The 17,238-nt window shown below is 43.5% G+C and carries 16 protein-coding genes and 4 tRNA genes; 11 read left to right on the forward strand and 9 right to left on the reverse strand.

The genetic code is table 11. The features are described from left to right. The first annotated feature begins 83 nt into the window (after window positions 1-83). The 3 genes from lipA (at window position 84) to F894_RS06835 (ending at window position 4,508) form a co-directional block, all read left to right on the forward strand. The gene (lipA, locus tag F894_RS06825; RefSeq protein ID WP_005246834.1) at window positions 84-1,097 is read left to right on the forward strand and encodes a lipoyl synthase; all 1,014 of its coding nucleotides are present in this window, start codon (window positions 84-86) and stop codon (window positions 1,095-1,097) included. Window positions 1,098-1,452: 355 nt separating this feature from the next. Further along, the gene (locus tag F894_RS06830; RefSeq protein WP_005246835.1) at window positions 1,453-3,957 is read left to right on the forward strand and encodes an acyl-CoA dehydrogenase; all 2,505 of its coding nucleotides are present in this window, start codon (window positions 1,453-1,455) and stop codon (window positions 3,955-3,957) included. 167 nt (window positions 3,958-4,124) lie between these two features. Beyond that, window positions 4,125-4,508, forward strand: a complete 384-nt coding sequence (locus tag F894_RS06835) for a carboxymuconolactone decarboxylase family protein (protein ID WP_005246836.1) — start codon at window positions 4,125-4,127, stop codon at window positions 4,506-4,508. 401 nt (window positions 4,509-4,909) lie between these two features. Here F894_RS06835 and F894_RS06840 read toward each other — a convergent pair whose 3' ends face one another. From F894_RS06840 to F894_RS06880, 9 genes are all read right to left on the reverse strand, one after another. After that, window positions 4,910-5,749, reverse strand: coding sequence for an NAD(P)-dependent oxidoreductase (locus F894_RS06840; protein ID WP_005246837.1), 840 nt, complete (start codon window positions 5,747-5,749; stop codon window positions 4,910-4,912). A gap of 51 nt (window positions 5,750-5,800) precedes the next feature. Next, window positions 5,801-7,156, reverse strand: a complete 1,356-nt coding sequence (gene rutG / locus F894_RS06845) for a pyrimidine utilization transport protein G (protein WP_005246839.1) — start codon at window positions 7,154-7,156, stop codon at window positions 5,801-5,803. A gap of 33 nt (window positions 7,157-7,189) precedes the next feature. Further along, window positions 7,190-7,705, reverse strand: a complete 516-nt coding sequence (gene rutF / locus F894_RS06850; protein WP_406935373.1) for an NADH-dependent FMN reductase RutF — start codon at window positions 7,703-7,705, stop codon at window positions 7,190-7,192. Window positions 7,706-7,850: 145 nt separating this feature from the next. Further along, on the reverse strand, window positions 7,851-8,231 hold the full coding sequence (rutC, locus tag F894_RS06855) for a pyrimidine utilization protein C (RefSeq protein ID WP_005246841.1): 381 nt from the start codon (window positions 8,229-8,231) through the stop codon (window positions 7,851-7,853). Window positions 8,232-8,264: 33 nt separating this feature from the next. Next, window positions 8,265-9,026 carry a pyrimidine utilization protein B gene (rutB, locus tag F894_RS06860; RefSeq protein WP_005246842.1) on the reverse strand — a complete coding sequence of 254 codons (762 nt, stop codon included), beginning with the start codon at window positions 9,024-9,026 and terminating at the stop codon, window positions 8,265-8,267. Beyond that, the gene (rutA, locus tag F894_RS06865; RefSeq protein WP_005246843.1) at window positions 9,023-10,129 is read right to left on the reverse strand and encodes a pyrimidine utilization protein A; all 1,107 of its coding nucleotides are present in this window, start codon (window positions 10,127-10,129) and stop codon (window positions 9,023-9,025) included. Before rutA ends, rutB begins: the two co-directional genes overlap by 4 nt. Before the next feature lie 337 nt (window positions 10,130-10,466). After that, window positions 10,467-11,258 (reverse strand): pyrimidine utilization protein D, encoded by a 792-nt coding sequence (gene rutD, locus F894_RS06870; RefSeq protein WP_005246844.1) that lies wholly within the window; start codon window positions 11,256-11,258, stop codon window positions 10,467-10,469. 80 nt (window positions 11,259-11,338) lie between these two features. Further along, entirely contained in the window at window positions 11,339-11,596 is a 258-nt protein-coding gene (locus tag F894_RS06875) for a hypothetical protein (protein WP_004730148.1), read from the reverse strand. 137 nt (window positions 11,597-11,733) lie between these two features. Further along, the gene (locus F894_RS06880) at window positions 11,734-12,915 is read right to left on the reverse strand and encodes a S1C family serine protease (protein WP_005246845.1); all 1,182 of its coding nucleotides are present in this window, start codon (window positions 12,913-12,915) and stop codon (window positions 11,734-11,736) included. 169 nt (window positions 12,916-13,084) lie between these two features. Between F894_RS06880 and F894_RS06885 the strand changes: the two genes are divergently transcribed. The 8 genes from F894_RS06885 (at window position 13,085) to F894_RS06920 (ending at window position 17,187) form a co-directional block, all read left to right on the forward strand. After that, window positions 13,085-13,843, forward strand: coding sequence for a Nif3-like dinuclear metal center hexameric protein (locus F894_RS06885; RefSeq protein ID WP_005246847.1), 759 nt, complete (start codon window positions 13,085-13,087; stop codon window positions 13,841-13,843). 153 nt (window positions 13,844-13,996) lie between these two features. Further along, on the forward strand, window positions 13,997-14,623 hold the full coding sequence (locus F894_RS06890) for a superoxide dismutase (protein ID WP_004646486.1): 627 nt from the start codon (window positions 13,997-13,999) through the stop codon (window positions 14,621-14,623). Window positions 14,624-14,771: 148 nt separating this feature from the next. Next, window positions 14,772-14,847 (forward strand) — tRNA-Asn (locus tag F894_RS06895). A 5-nt stretch (window positions 14,848-14,852) separates the two neighbouring features. Beyond that, a tRNA-Asn gene (locus F894_RS06900) sits at window positions 14,853-14,928 on the forward strand. A 290-nt stretch (window positions 14,929-15,218) separates the two neighbouring features. Continuing rightward, window positions 15,219-15,294, forward strand: a tRNA-Asn gene (locus F894_RS06905). 6 nt (window positions 15,295-15,300) lie between these two features. Next, window positions 15,301-15,376: transfer RNA gene (locus F894_RS06910), tRNA-Asn, on the forward strand. Window positions 15,377-15,437: 61 nt separating this feature from the next. Continuing rightward, entirely contained in the window at window positions 15,438-15,881 is a 444-nt protein-coding gene (locus F894_RS06915; protein ID WP_004279650.1) for a DUF2726 domain-containing protein, read from the forward strand. Window positions 15,882-16,197: 316 nt separating this feature from the next. Beyond that, window positions 16,198-17,187 carry a diaminopimelate dehydrogenase gene (locus tag F894_RS06920; protein ID WP_004279649.1) on the forward strand — a complete coding sequence of 330 codons (990 nt, stop codon included), beginning with the start codon at window positions 16,198-16,200 and terminating at the stop codon, window positions 17,185-17,187. Window positions 17,188-17,238: the final 51 nt, after the last annotated feature.

Raw genomic sequence — 17,238 nt, forward strand, 5'->3', positions numbered from 1 at the left:
TGCCCTATTTAGAACGAAGTTCGTTATAATAACTGCGCTATCTTTGAGTATCTCCCCCTTCAAAAACAGTGGAAAAGTTGAATATGTCTGAAAACCGTAAACCTGAACAGGGCGTCAAACTTCGCGGTGCGGAAAAAGTTGCCCGCATTCCTGTAAAAGTTGTTCCTACGGTTGAAACGCCACGTAAGCCGGACTGGATCCGGGTGAAAATGGCGGCACCTGAAGAAGTTCAACGTATTAAAACCACACTACGTCAGCAAAAATTACATACGGTGTGCGAAGAAGCCGCCTGTCCAAACCTGCCTGAATGTTTTGGTGGCGGTACTGCGACTTTCATGATTATGGGTGATATCTGTACCCGTCGTTGTCCGTTCTGTGATGTGGCTCATGGCCGTCCAAATGCACTCGATGCAGATGAACCGCGTCATATGGCAGAAACTATTGCCAATCTGGGTTTGAAATATGCAGTGATCACTTCGGTAGACCGTGATGATTTACTGGATGGCGGTGCACAGCATTTTGTAGATTGTATTAAAGAAGCGCGTGCTCTAAGCCCGAATACCCTGCTGGAAATTCTGGTGCCAGATTTCCGTGGTCGTATGGATATCGCGCTGCGCATCATGACTGAATGCCCACCAGATGTGTTTAACCACAATATCGAAACTGTACCGCGTTTATATAAAGCCATGCGTCCAGGTTCTGACTATCAGCACTCTTTAAACCTGCTGAAAATGTTTAAAGAATACTGCCCGGACGTACCAACCAAATGTGGTCTGATGGTCGGTATTGGTGAAACTGAAGAAGAAGTGCTGGCCCTGCTTGATGATCTGCATGCGCATGGCGTAGATTATGTGACGATTGGTCAGTATTTGCAGCCTTCAAAAGAACATGCAGCGATTGACCGCTTTGTAACACCTGAAGAATTCGAGCGTTATACCGAACATGGCCAAAAACTGGGCTTCCGCAATATCTGGGCAGCACCAATGGTTCGTTCAAGCTACTTTGCCGACCGCCAATACTACGGCGAACCAGTTCCAGCAGTGCGCCGTAAAGTTGACCCTGCCAAAAAAATTGCAGTTCAGGCCATTGAAGCTTAATCCTGTTTAAATAAATGAAATAAAAGCCCTCTCAAGTAGAGGGCTTTTTAATATCCATAATTGAAATTCTACTCAGCGTTAAACGCCATTTTTTATTTTAGATAAGATTAAGTCATTACTTATCTTCACATTTCTTTGCGCGTTCTCACTTGAAGACTGAGCATTTTTCAAACAATCTCAAAAATAGATGAAAGATTTAAAAATATCGTTGCAAGACTTGAAAACGATCATTCTCACACGTGCAATGCTGAACCTGTCCGATCCTCAAGCGACAAAAAAAAATGAATGAACTGTGACAAAAATTCTATGAGATCTCGGTACAGGCAGCGTTGTATAAATCTGGAGAACTATAACAATGCTATTTATATTTGCTGTACTACTGCTATTACTTAGTTTATGGGCGGTTTTCTATTTTCAGCTCTCCCGTAGCGTGGGTGCAATTGCACTAATTGTCATGTCAGTAGTCTGTGCCTTTATTAGCCCATGGTCACTTATTCTCGGCATTCCGCTGATCCTGATTAGCCTTGTGGTGATGATCGACCCTTTACGTATGTCGTTCATTTCTAAACCGGCCTATAAAGCACTGGCCAATGCCATGCCGAGTATCAGCCCGACAGAACGTGAAGCACTGGACTCCGGAACCAGCTGGTGGGAAAAAGAACTGTTTATGGGTGCACCGAACTGGGAAACCTTTAACAGTTATCCCTATCCCAAATTATCGCTAGAAGAACAGGCTTTTCTGGACAATGAGGTTGAGACCTTGTGCAGCATGCTGGATGAATGGGAAATCCATGAGCAGAAAGCGCTGCCTGATCATGTCTGGCAATATATCAAGGAGCATGGCTTCTTGGGCCTGATTATTCCCAAAGAATACGGCGGTCGTGCCTTTAGCTCCTTTGCCCAAAGTCGGGTGATGAGCAAGATTGCTTCGCGATCTCTGACCACAGCCGTGAGTTGTATGGTACCGAACTCACTCGGACCAGGCGAGCTGTTACTGCATTATGGTACCGAAGAACAGAAAGACCGTTATCTGCCGGGTCTGGCGCGAGGCGAAGAAATTCCCTGTTTCGGTTTGACCAGTCCGGAGGCCGGTTCCGATGCTGGTGCGATTCCTGATACCGGTGTAGTCTGCTATGGCCAGTTTGAAGGTCAGGAAGTACTCGGTCTGAGAATGAATTTTTCCAAACGCTGGATTACTTTGGCACCAATTGCGACAGTGGTGGGTCTGGCCTTTAAAATGTATGACCCGGATCATCTTTTGGGCGAACAGACTGAATATGGTATTACCTGTGCCCTGCTGCCTGCCAGTCACGAAGGGGTGCAAGTAGGTCCTCGTCATAATCCCGGCCCACCATTCATGAATGGTACAGTTGAAGGTAAAGATGTATTTATTCCTCTGGACTGGATTATTGGTGGCGTAAAAAATGCCGGTAAGGGCTGGCGCATGCTGATGGAATGTCTGGCTGTGGGTCGTGGCATTTCCCTACCGGCACTGTCTACTTCTGCGGCAGAAATGACTTATTTAAATGTCGGGGCTTTTTCCCGAATCCGTCAACAATTTAAAATTTCAGTTGGTAAGTTTGAGGGTGTTCAGGAAGCCACCAGTGAAATCGCCAGTGATACCTATATGCTGGAGGCTTTCCGTTATCTGGTCACCTGTGGTCTGAATCAGGGCGGCAAGCCTGCCGTAATGACAGCGATTGCCAAATATTATGCGACAGAAGGCATGCGTAAAGTGGTCAATCACGGTATGGATGTGGTCGGTGGCCGCGCCATTCAGATGGGCCCGCGTAACTTTCTGGCGCCTTATTATCAGGCAATTCCAGTCTCCATTACGGTTGAAGGCGCCAATATTCTTAGTCGTTCCCTGATGATTTTTGGACAGGGTTCAATGCGTTGCCATCCTTATCTTTATGAAGAATTACAGCTCTTACAAGCAGAAGATCCGGCAGCGGCTCTAAATCCTTTTGATAACTTGCTGTTTAAGCATTTGGGTTACACCTTTAACCGGACTGCTCGCTCCTTTGCCTATGCCTTTACAGGTGGCTCCAATGCTGCGCCGCAAAGTGCTGTTGACTTTACCCGTCCTTATTACAAGATCATTAACCGGCTGAGTGCCAACTTTGCTTTAACTGCGGATATGTGTCTAGGATTACTCGCGGGTGATATCAAGCGTAAGGAAATGTTGTCTGGACGTCTAGCCGATATTCATGCACATCTGTTTATTGCTTCCTCAATTCTGAAATATTTTGAGCATAGCAAAAAGACTGAAGATGAGCGTTTGCATGCACAGCTTGCGATAGAAAAATCTCTGTATACGGCGCAAGAAGCATTTTTTGATCTGTTTGCCAACTTCCCGGTAGGTACAGCAGCAAGCATGGTCAAACTATTATGTTTCCCATTTGGCCGTCCAGTACAGAAACCATCAGACCAGCTCAAACAGCAAGTTGCAAATAGCATGATGGAAGACAATGCTTTCCGGCAGGCACTCAAAAAACATGTCTACCATAATATCAATGAAAATGATGTCACTGGTCGTATGGAATCTACTTTCACCATGTTGCTGGACATTGAACAGGTGTGGGATCGCTTTAAAAAAGCAGAAAATAAAGACCAGTTCAAGGGTTTAAGCTTTGCAGAGCATGTGGCAGATGCACAGCTACATGGTTTTATTAATGATGAGGAAGCAGAAAAATTGCTGCACTACAATGCGCGTCGTTATGACAGCATGTTGACCGATGTATTTGATCTGCATTTGCAGGAAGTATTAGAGCTTGAGAATCCGTATCTCATCAAGGAAGATGCCAAAGGAACGGATACTTCAGTGCAAACTGATCCTTCACACTCAATATCACCTTAAATAAAACTTGAATTTAAGGTGTAATAAATTCCAGAGTGAAGTCATTTTATTACTTTACTCTGGAAGCTTCACAAGTGGCTTTTCAGCCACTTTTTTACGACTATTGCACGATGGTATTTCGCATGGAAAGTACTAAGCTAGCCTTATAAGAAAATTGAGGGTAGACAATGTCACAACAAGATTATGAAAATGGCTTGAAAGTCCGTACTGAAGTGATGGGTGAAAGCTTTGTGAAGCGTGCTCAGGAAAATACCGTGCCTTTTACCCAACCTCTACAGGACTGGATTAATGAACATGCCTGGGGTTCGACCTGGCAACGTGAAGGTGTTTTACCACGTAAATATCGTTCTTTAATTACCATTGCCTTCCTAACCGCGCAAAAAAGTCCCACTGAACTGAAAGGCCATGTGCGAGGTGCGCTGAATAATGGCGCAACGGTTGAGGAAATTCAGGAAGTGCTGCTGCATAGTCTGCCTTACTGCGGTGCACCGGCGACTCAGGAAGCATTTCGTGCGGCGCTTGAGGTGATTCAGGAATATGAAGCGAATTAAGAGACCTAAATATCAGTGTATTAAAGCTCTTTCCTTAATAATTCTTAATGATTAAAAATTATTAAGAAAATTCCCTCTCCTATGAGGAGAGGGGGTAGGGAGAGGTTCTTTATAAAAAACCCCTCATCCTCTTGCGGAGCATGCTCCTCACCCCTAAGGGAGAAGGAACATTAAATATTAATGGACAATCATTTTCTAATTTATAAAAGAAATTTATTTATTTAAATTGCTCAGATATCAGTTAAATTTAAAATTAACTTAGGCTATTTTAAACAATTGAAATAAAAATCCGGGAATTTTTAAATTCTCGGCTTTTCATATTTTTAATAATAAAATCTGTCGTTATGGATTTAATTCAAAATTAATAGTTTCTCTATGAATAGCAATTTATAAGAAAGACTTTAACCCCTTAATTCAATTTGAGTACGTTGTTCTAAGCGTTGCACCGCAGCGGAGAAATCCAGTTGGCTGGCCTGTGGCTTGGCAATCTGCTGAAACTGTTGTTGCACCAATGACATCACTGATAAATCCAGTTGCTGCTGTTGCACTAGTTCCAAAGCAATACCAATATCTTTCTGCAATAAATCCAGCGCAAAGGTTTTATGAAACTCACGGCTTAAAACCCGCTGTGCCATGATATTTTCTGACATGCTGCTTTTACCACTGGAATGATTAATACAGTTCAACGCACTGCTTAAGTCAACTCCCTGCCCTTTCAGTACAGTTAAGCCTTCAGCCAGCGCCCATAAATGCGTAGCCATCAAAGTATTGTTAATGGCTTTCACTGCAAAACCGGAACCACTTTCTCCCACATATTCAATCAACCCAGCAAAAGCAGCAATGACCGGTTTGGCTTGCGTAAAGGCAGATTCACTTCCTCCCACCATCACGGTTAAAGTGCCTTTTTCTGCCCCAACAGTCTGACCAGATACCGGAGCATCCAGGTAATAGCTTCCCTGTTGCTCCAATCGATTTGCCAGTTTTTGGGCCGATTCTGGTACACCGCTGGTACAGTCAATCCAGATTGCACCCGGTTTAGGTGGATGTGCAGCAATTAGCTTCTCTACATCCTGACTGGTCGGCAAGCAAGAAAAAATAAAATCTGCCTGAACCGCCTGTTCAATACCCACTGCCTGAGTCCTGAAAGATTGAGCATGATCTAGCGCTTTCTGTTCAGTCCGGTTCCAGACCCAAACCGGATGTCCGAGTTTTGGCAAATGGGAGGCCATATGCCAGCCCATTGCCCCAAGTCCTAAAAATGCAACTGTATGACTCAAAAAATACTCCTTATATTAAGCGACTGGCTTAACCTCAACTTCTGTTGCGGTCGATGCAGGTTCAGGCAATTCTTTATCTTCACCACGATTTAGGAACAGGTTCAACAAAATCGCAGCCAAAGTCGCAGTACCGATACCACCCAAATCGAAACCACCAATCTGCAAGCTATAATTACCTGTCCCCATAATCAGACACACCGCACCAATAATCAGGGTACTGTTCTTGGTAAAATCAACATGGTTATCCACCCAGATTTTGGCACCCGCCACAGTAATCAACCCGAAGACCACAATCGATGCGCCACCCAATAAAGCTACTGGAATGGTACTGATCACCGCACCAAATTTAGGTGAAAGTCCCAGCAAAATAGCGAAGATCCCGGCAAAAATAAACACGGTGGTGGCGTACACTTTGGTCACTGCCATCACACCGATATTTTCAGCATAAGTGGTCATCCCGGTACCGCCGACAGAAGCCGATAATGAAGTACAAACCCCATCTGCAAAGAAACCGCGTCCCATATACGGCGACAGATTTTTACCGGTCATTGCGGATACCGCTTTAAAGTGTCCCAGATTTTCTGCGACCAGAATAATGGCCACCGGTGCAATCATCAGCATGGCATTTATTTCAAAGACTGGACTCTGGAAATTTGGCAGACCAAACCATGCTGCTTCACTGACTTTGCTGAAATCAATCACAGGTCCGAAGCCCATTACATTGGTGAAAAGGAAATAAATCAGGTAGGAAGACAGTAAGCCTAATAACAGCAGCAGACGGCGTACCATCCCACGGGTAAAGACAGCAATCACACTGATACAGATAATGGTGACCAACGCCATCCAGGAATCAAACTGGTTGGCTGAGACACTTTTGATCGCGACAGGTGCCAGATTCAGACCGATAATCATCACGATGACGCCCGTGACCACGGGTGGCATCAGCTTTTCAATCCATGCGGTACCGGTTTTCATGACCAGCAGACCAATCAAGGCATAGACAATACCGCAAGCAATGGTACCGCCAAGCGCCAGTCCGATATTAGGATTCGCACCAACTCCGGAATAACCTGTAACTGCGACGACCGCACCAATAAAGGCAAAGCTGGATCCCAGATAACTAGGCAATCGACCGCCCGTGATCAGGAAAAATAAAATGGTCCCAATCCCGGTAATGAAAATCGTGAGATTGGGATCAAACCCCATTAATAAGGGTGCCAGCACGGTTGCGCCAAACATGGCAAACACATGCTGCAACCCGAGAATAATACTTTTTCCAGCAGGCAGATATTCATCTGTTTGCACGGGTGTGGTATCGAGATTGCCTTGGTAAGGCTTAAATTTTGGAAACCACGTTTCTTTTTCTTGCATCGGCTTCCCCTCCTTGATTAGGATTGAATTGAATTAGCACATTTTGTGTGGCTCACAGTAAGAACGGTTGAAGTACATCAGCGCATTGCCTTGACTCTGGCACATGGCTTTCACCTCACAGAACAGCACGTCATGACTGCCTACGGATAAACATTGGACCACCTCGCAGTCAAAACTGACTAAGGCATCTTCAAGTACAGGCGACTGGGTCACCAACGTTTTCCAGTTCCCCTGACTGAAACGCTCTGCCATTGGTGTTTTTCCACCAAACAGATTGGAAAGATTTTGTTGATGTGATGCCAGGGTATTCACACACAACACCTGATTCTTTTTAAAGGTTTCATAGACTGACGCAGAACGGTTCAGGCACACCAGTAACGTTGGTGGTGTATCCGTCACGCTACATACGGCCGAAGCGGTAAATCCAGCCATTCCTGCATCGCCTTGCGTGGTAATGACATTCACTGCAGCACCTAGATTAGACATGCCCTGACGGAAAATCTGCTGATCGACCTGGGTAAAGATGTCACCCGATGCGTTAGTCGCCAAAACCTTATTTAATGCTTTATTTTCTGCAACTGTCTCTGTGATGATTTTAGATAGTTTGGCATTCATGCTGTTCTCCCTACCCCAAGTCGATGTTCAGTTTCAGACCTGGGGCATCTAGTAATGAGATTGAATCAGGTGGATTGGCTTATACATGGGCAATCGAAGCAATTTCGACTAGCGCATCAGGTTTGACCAAACCTGTCTGTACGCAATATCGTGCCGGTTTATCTCCAGGGAAATACTCTGCATAAACGGTATTAATTGCTGCATAATCTGCCCAGTCTTTGACAAATACATGATTGAAAGTGACGTCATCCATGCTGCCACCGGCTTCTTCAATGACACGCTTGATGATTTCCAGAATATGACGGGTCTGTGCTGCTGCATCACCGACATGCACCACATTATTATTTTCATCAAAGGCCAATGTGCCTGACACATAGACAATATTATCGGCCTTGGTTGCCGGCACATACGGTGCTAGTGGTTTCGACGTTCCTGCTGGAATAATGACTTCTTTAGGCATACTGTTTTTTCCTTAATCCTGATCTTTAATTTTTTAGGCACTTTCAGCCAATTTAGTTTCTTTAAGTAATTCACTTTCTTTTTGAAAGGTTTCGACAAAATTTGCGGTATCGGATACCCAGCCAAAGAAGGTCTTGATGTTATACAGACTGGCTTCATGGGCTTCGACTGGCCCGGCCTGATGGCATGCATCTGCAAGTGCCACACCAAAATATTCCAGAAAAAAACCATCACGTAAGGTCGATTCCACACAAACATTGGTGGCAATTCCCACAAACACCAGATTGCGAATACCACGCACACGCAACATGCTGTCCAGTGCAGTATTAAAGAAACCGCTATAGCGAGGTTTTTCAATGACCAGATCTTGTGGCAATGGCTTTAATTCATCAATCAATTCAAAATCCCAACTACCTTTGGCCAATAACTGTCCCTGTAATTCAGGCTGTTTACGCATAGTCTTTAAGGCATTGGATTTATGGAAATTCGGAGAATCCGTACCACCCGCTTCCTTATATTCTGCATCCCAGCCATTTTTAAAATAGATGACCTGAATACTGGCCGCATGCGCAGCATCGACTGCTTTTTTTATATTTTCGACCACGGGTTTGGTTTTTGAGATATCAAAACCAGCCAGATCCAGATAGCCACCCTGCGAGGTATAGGCATTCTGCATGTCGATCACAATCAGGGCAGTCTGTTCAGGTGCAAGGCAGATTGCTTCAGGCTCAGCTTTAAGCGATTTTCCGGTACCGAGTTTTTCAGTAAAACCGGCTGTTACCACTGATTCACTCATGCGCTTTTCTCCAAAACTGGTTCTGCACCTTCAATGACAATATGCTCACGGCATTTCATCAGGGGCTGGATTTTTTGACCAAAATCTTCAACCCCTTGAATAAAATCATCAAAAGTTAATAGTACGCCTTCAGTACCCTTGATCTCGCCAATTTCATCCAACATTCGTGCCACATTTTCATAAGAGCCTACCAAGGTGCCCATATTGATATTGACTGGAGATACGCTAGAAGCCATTTGACGGATATTGGTATCTGTGCCCGAAGTGGTATCTTTACCGCCCTGATTCATCAGCCAGTTAATCGCTTCCATGTCGGCACCATCGTTATAGTGCTGCCATTTGGCTTGAGCTTCTTCATCAGTTTCGGCTGCAATCACCATAAACAGCACATAAGTCTGTACATCACGGCCAGTCACGTCCGTTTTTTCTTTCAGGCGGTTATTAATTTCTGCATAAGCTGTTGGAGTATTCAGGCCTTTACCAAATACGAAGTTATAGTCGGCATATTGTGCAGAAAACTCTAAACCTGCATCAGACTGACCTGCACAGATAATTTTCATATCCGCTTGTGGACGTGGGCTGACACGGCAGTCTTCCATCTGGAAATGTTCGCCCTTAAAGTCGGATTTACCAGTAGCCCAGAGCTCACGCAGGATCTGTACATATTCAGACAGATATTCATAGCGCTTGCCAAAATACTCATTGCCTGGCCACATGCCCATCTGGGTGTATTCAGGTGGCTGCCAGCCGGTCACCACATTCAGACCGAAACGGCCATTAGAAATAGAATCAATGGTAGATGCCATACGTGCCACAATTGCCGGTGGCATGACCAAAGTGGCTGCCGTTGCATAAATTTGAATTTTGCTGGTCACCGCTGCGAGACCCGCCATCAGGGTAAAAGTTTCCAGGTTATGTTCCCAGAATTCGGTCTTGCCACCAAAGCCACGCAGCTTGATCATGGAAAGTGCGAAATCGAAACCATAGTGTTCAGCACGCTGCACGATTTGTTTGTTTAACTCGAAAGTCGGCATGTACTGTGGTGCATTTTCAGAGATTAACCAGCCGTTATTTCCAATTGGACAGAAGACACCTATTTTCATTTTCACACCTCATTATTTTTAACCAATATTCAAAATCCTGTTGCCAATTCAGGTTTTTTAGTTATGTTGAAAATATTGCAAACTGCATGCCAATTAATTTTATTTATTTAATTTCAAATACTTAATATTTATTTTTTTGAATTTTTAGTAAAATAATGATTTCCACCCCTGAATCAATTTTGCTCATCGTGTTTCATTGAGGTGCATTAAAATTGATCATCATCGCTTTTAGGAAGAATCAGATTTTGAGTAAAAACCATAAAAATGATTCATTAGAAAAAATAAAAAGCCAGAAATAAGTTCTGGCTTGAGCAAACAAAGTGATTTGCTGAAAATATCAGGCTGATTTTAAAAATTGCAGTATGCTTTGGTTGATCTGGGCGGTTTCAGTCACTGTAGAAGCATGCGCTCCTGTTGCAAACAGACTGAGCTGACTATGCGGCAATAATTGCTGAAGTTGTTGCGAGCGTTGATAAGGCACCAAAAAATCATCTTGATTGGCAATCAGATGTACAAGAACATCTTTGAGCGCCTGCTGATGTGCCTCCTCTAGCTTAAAAGCCTGCACTGCCTGTATACGAGCTAAGACATTTTGAATTGACGGAAAGTCCAGTAGCTGTTTATTTTCTGCTTCTGTTAACGGGTCAAGATGTGTCGAGATCCAGTGTGGAGGATACAGAAATAAGGCTTGTGCCCGCACATAAGCCTCGGCTCCGCCATTCAACAATAATGATGTGCGTGCCTGAAAACATTTTTGGGTATGTGAATCCAGTTCTCCCCAGGCATTCAACATAGTCAGGCTGAATAACTTAAACGCTTTATCAACCTGATAAGTCGCAAGCTGCATGCCGATATGCCCACCCAATGCATGACCAATAAAATGAAATTCACGGATATCCTGATTGATCAATAAATCCAGAATCTGTCGGGCCATATGATCTACGCAATAAGGTATTGACAACAGTTCAGAATCCGAATGGCAACCTTCCTGATCATAAGTCACCACATGAAAATCTTGCTGCAAAACCTCAATTTGTGGATTCCAGAAACTGGCATGTCCGCCTAGCCCAGAAGAAAGCACTACATAAGGCGCATCGGCCCGTGCTGCACGATGAATAAATAAAGACATAAAATTCTCATAGTTTAAATATGAGATGAACGCAGCAAAATATATGCCTAAACAGGACCTTTTTTGAACAACTGTTAAAATTACAGCCAGTAGACATTAAAGCTGTAATAAAATTCTTGTACTTCAAAACGTACGTTATAACCCAGATCTGTTAACTCGGCAGACAAGGCACGGATATCTTCCAAAGGCAGATGTTTGGGAAAAACTGTCAGTACCGCTGTATTGCCTTGCCGGGCATTATCTTCAATCAGTTGCGCCAGACGTGGCTTATACATTTCAATATTCAGGTTAGCAACATTAGATAAAATTTTGGCCTGATCTGCCGTCATAAAATTCATTTTTATTTTCTCTTTTAATGTTATTTCACTAAGCTAAATGATTTATAAAACGCTTAATATTTCACTTTTGTATCAGAACATGCTGAAAGAAAGTATAAAAAAAATCCCTCATCATGAGGGATTTTTTTTAATCAAACTTATTGGCCTGGCAGAGGAATATATTGTGAAGCACTGTTTTGTGCCTTACGTTCAGTCACCACAACCTCTAGGATCATGGTTTTTCCTGCCCGCTCAATTTCAATCTGAATGGTACTGTTTGGCTCTTGCAAGGCCACAAAATTAATCAGATGTGAGGCAGAACTAATCTCTTCCTCATTTACTTTCATAATCTTATCGCCACGCTGGATTCCAGCCTTGGCAGCAGGTCCATCCGGTAGCACTTCTGCGACCGTCACACCTTTTTCTTTGGGTTGCAGGACATCATCACGCTCTGCAGGTAATAAGCTGATCCCTAACCAGCCACGAACCACACGGCCATCTTTCAAAATGGCATTCATCACCTGCTGACAGATTTTGGCCGGAATGGCAAAACCAATCCCCAGTGAACCACCAGACTGCGAGAAGATTGCAGTATTCACACCAATTAAATTACCGGCGACATCAATCAGCGCACCACCCGAGTTACCCGGGTTAATTGCAGCATCAGTCTGCACAAAGTCTTCATAGGTATTAATACCCAAGTCTGAACGGCCCGTTGCCGAGATAATCCCCTGCGTCACGGTTTGCCCAACACCAAAAGGATTACCAATCGCCAGAACCACATCACCGACTTCATTGCCACTGAGTTTAAATGGCAGAACTGGCAATTGTGTCAGTTCAATCTTGATCACGGCCAGATCGGTATCCGGATCAGTTCCGACCACCTTGGCTTCAGCACGACGTCCATCCTGCAAAGCCACTACAATCTGATCGGCCTGCGCAATCACGTGGTTATTGGTCAGGATATAACCGTCTGGACGTACAATTACACCCGAACCTAAACTGTTTTCATTCGGGCTTTGTCCATACTGGTCAGGTAACTGATCGCCAAAAAATTCACGAAATACCGGATCGGTCAGTAAAGGATGCGCCTGTTGCTTGACTTTTTGGGTAGTAAAAATATTCACGACAGCGGGTGCTGCCACTTTTACAGCAGCACTATAGGAGACCACGCCTCCTGAGCGCGACGTATCAATCAACGGCTCTACTTTTTCAGCAGGCATTTTGACGCCATCTGGCGCAACTGGTGCCTTTGGTTTTTGTAGTTGTTGCCACCCCAAAAAACCGATAATGACTAAAATCAGTAACACCCAGGGTAACCATGTAAAGGTGCGGCGCACGTTGCTATCCTCTAAAATATTTTAATTCGTTGATGACTAAGTAATTTGTGTCCTATTGTAATGCTAAATACATAACTAAACACAAAAAATTCCACAGAGATTTGTGCAGCTTTAGTTACAATTAGACCTATAGATAAATATGGGCAAGTTTTAAACTTACAGGAATTTTATGGCGAATTTGAACGATATTATTCAATGGTGTGACCAGACGTTGGTAGCACGTGAATTTAAGGACTATGCACCGAATGGCTTGCAGATTGAAGGCAAATCCGAGGTGAATAAAATCCTCTGTGCCGTGACCGCCTCCCAGAGTGCAATTGAAGCCGCAATTGAGCAAGACGCAGATTTATTGCTGGTTCATCATGGTTATTTCTGGAAAGGTGAAGCCTATCCGATTACCGGCATGCGTGGTAAACGTATTAAAACCCTGATTCAACATGATATCTCACTGGTTGGCTATCATCTGCCTTTAGACAGTCATCCAACACTGGGAAATAATGCTGCCATTGCGGATTTATTAGAACTCGAAAATATTGAACAGCTTGATCCGAGTGAAAAACGTCCGATTGGCAATATTGGCTATTTAAAACAGCCGATGAATCCGGAAGATTTCAAAAATTATGTTTCAGAAAAGCTGGGCTTTGATGCGATTCATCTGCCTGCAGACAAAACTCAAATCCATAAAGTCGGTTTCTGTACCGGCGGTGCGCAGGATTATATTCAAAAAGCGGCACTACAGAACTGTGATGCCTATATTTCGGGCGAAGTGTCTGAACGGACCTTTTATGAAGCTCAGGAACTGAATGTGCATTATTATGCCTGTGGCCATCATGCGACTGAAAAATACGGTGTGCAACGCCTGGCCAAGGCTATTTCAGAACAGTTTAATATTGAGTATGATTATTTCGAATTAAACAATCCGATTTAATTCGACTGACGTTTATGATCAGTGGCTTTATTCATATATTTTCAGGCTTTATTCTGTATTGTTATTTATACACGATGCCCATTTCTGCCCGATTATCTATTACAATAAAGCCACTTATTGTTAAAACCCAGCAAAATGCAAGGAATTGAAAACATGACAACCATTACTTTACCAGCATTACCTTATGGCTACGAAGATCTTGCTCCACACATCAGCAAAGAAACTTTAGAATACCATCACGACAAACACCACAATACGTATGTGGTTAACCTGAATAACCTGATCGCTGGTACTGAGCTTGAAGGCAAAACTCTAGAAGAAATTATTACAGCAACTGCTGGTGATGCTTCTAAAGCGGGTGTTTTCAATAACGCGGCTCAAGTTTGGAACCACACGTTCTACTGGAACTGTATGGCTAAAAACGGCGGCGGTAAAGCAACTGGTACTTTGGCTGCGAAAATTGACGAAGCATTCGGTTCTTATGAAAAATTTGCTGAAGAATTTGCTGCTGCTGCAACTACTCAATTTGGTTCAGGTTGGGCTTGGTTAGTGGCTGACGAAGTAAACGGTCAGCTTTCAATCATGAAAACTTCAAATGCTGATACGCCAATGGCGCACGGTAAAATTGCAGTGTTGACGATTGACGTTTGGGAACACGCTTACTACATCGACTTCCGTAATGCTCGTCCTAAGTACATCTCTACTTTCCTAGAAAGCCTAGTAAACTGGGATTATGCAAATGCGAAATATGCAGGTCAGCCTGCAGGTGTTGAGAAATAATTTTTTATTTCTTTGCTAAAAAAATCACCCATTTCGGGTGATTTTTTTATTTTTAGGCACTAAATGAATATTAATAAAGCAAACAATTCATTTCTTTACATTAATTGATTGACGACCTGGTTATTCCTCCCTAAAATGCCGATCAGATTCTCCAATAGCTCAGTCGGTAGAGCGACGGACTGTTAATCCGCAGGTCCCTGGTTCGAGCCCAGGTTGGAGAGCCATCTATTCTTCCATAGCTCAGTCGGTAGAGCGACGGACTGTTAATCCGCAGGTCCCTGGTTCGAGCCCAGGTGGAAGAGCCAAGATTCTAAAAAACCCACTCATTGCGAAGTGGGTTTTTTTATAGCTGTATTTTTTAAATTGAGATCATCTTGATTTATATGTGCGATCAACCTCTCATTTCTTATGATCCAGATCACTTATCAAAATTCAGGCTGATCGCGATTTTGTTATTAGAACCGGTTTACATAAACATAACAGTTTGAACTACAAACCTTTTCGACTATTTTTAAAACACTTGATTCAATTTATGCTGCTTTTTTCTAAAAGTGCCTTGACCCCTTTTCAAATCTCTCTATAATCGCTGTCAGATTCTCCAATAGCTCAGTCGGTAGAGCGACGGACTGTTAATCCGCAGGTCCCTGGTTCGAGCCCAGGTTGGAGAGCCAATCTATTCTCCCATAGCTCAGTCGGTAGAGCGACGGACTGTTAATCCGCAGGTCCCTGGTTCGAGCCCAGGTGGGAGAGCCAAGATTCTGAAGAAACCCACTCATTGCGAAGTGGGTTTTTTTATTCTTCCCTTTTGTGATCTGTGTTTAATTTGAGTCAGTTTATATTTTTTGTGATTGGCTGCCTGGCAACATTTGCATTAGTTTGCCTGCTCTTCCCACATCTCTTCACCCGTCAAAAGAAATTCTATCCAAAGCGCGTCATTACTGCTTTTGAAAGCAGGATGTTTACACGTCTGAAAGATGCCTTTCCTCATCATCACATTCTGGCACAAGTCGCGTTTAGCGCTTTGATCACGCACGATCAGATGAAAATGCGCAATCAATTTAATCGCAAAGTCACAGACTTCGTAGTACTTGATCGTGAATATAATGTAGTGGCGATTGTCGAACTGGATGATCCGAGCCATATTGGCAAAGAGCAGGAAGATGCTGAACGCGATGCCATGCTGATTGCAGCAGGCTATACCGTGATTCGATACACCCAGATTCCGACTATCAGACAACTGCAAAGGGATTTAAAATAAATTAAGCTGCAATTTCGATATTTCTCGCTGCAGCTTGAATTGGATTAATCAAAGCCTCCTGCTCCGCTTTTAATTTCTCGGCAGCTTTTCATGCCTCAAAATTAACCTATCCTCGTCCAATTTAGCGTCTCATCACAAGCATTCTCAGTTAAACCTGCCTTTCTGCAGGATTAGGGTGATAAAGTTTAAATTATCGCTCTATAATCCTTTCGAAAACAAAATATAAGTCAGATGACCTGATTGGCCTGTTCCATTTCTGGCCATCATTACCTTGCTTATTTTTGGCGTTGTTTTTTTATTCAGTGATCGTTTATTTATGCAAAATTCTATTCGTATTGGTATCGCGGGTTACGGTAATCTTGGCCGCGGTGTTGAAACTGCCATCCAGAAAAATCCTGATATGCAGCTTGTCGGTATTTTTACTCGCCGCTCACCAAGCAGCGTCTCTCCTTGCTTTGCAGAAACTCAAGTGTATAGCATGGATGCACTATTAAATGAGTTTAGCGATAAAATTGATGTGCTGATTCTTTGTGGCGGCTCTAAAGATGACTTGCCACAACAGGCGCCTATCTTTGCAAGTAAATTCAATACTGTAGATAGTTTTGATACGCATGCACGTATTCCGGAATACTATGCTGCAGTCGATGCACCCGCCCTTGCTAACAAAAAAACAGCCATGATTTCTATTGGCTGGGATCCTGGCATGTTCTCGATTAACCGTTTATTTGGTGAAGCGCTATTACCAGATGGCGAAACTTATACTTTTTGGGGTAAAGGTTTAAGCCAGGGACATTCAGATGCGATCCGCCGTGTACCTGGGGTGAAAGCTGGTGTTCAATATACCATTCCATCTACTGATGCGATTGAACAAGTCCGCAGTGGCGCACGACCTGAGTTAAGCACCAAAGACAAACATCATCGTGACTGTTATGTGGTATTGGAACAAGGGGCTGATGCGGCAACAGTTGAACAAACGATCGTCAGCATGCCTGATTATTTTGCGGATTATAATACGACCGTGAATTTTATCAGTGAGGAAACATTACTGAAAGATCATCAGGATATGCCACATGGCGGTTTTGTCATTCGTAGTGGTAATACCAGTGATGCACAAAAACAGGTGATTGAGTTTTCTTTAAAGCTGAATAGCAATCCGGAGTTTACTGCAAGTGTTCTAGTGGCTTATGCCCGTGCCTGCTACCGCCTGAATCAAACTCAGCAATATGGTGCTAAAACAGCCCTAGATGTAGCACCTGCCCTACTTTCAATTAAATCTTCAGAACAATTGCGCAAAGAATTGCTTTAAGATGATTTAAATATAGCCACCGATCGGATGATTGATGGCTATATTTTTCTG

It is taken from the genome of Acinetobacter sp. CIP 51.11 (genome assembly GCF_000369665.1).
Lineage (GTDB): Bacteria > Pseudomonadota > Gammaproteobacteria > Pseudomonadales > Moraxellaceae > Acinetobacter > Acinetobacter lwoffii_S.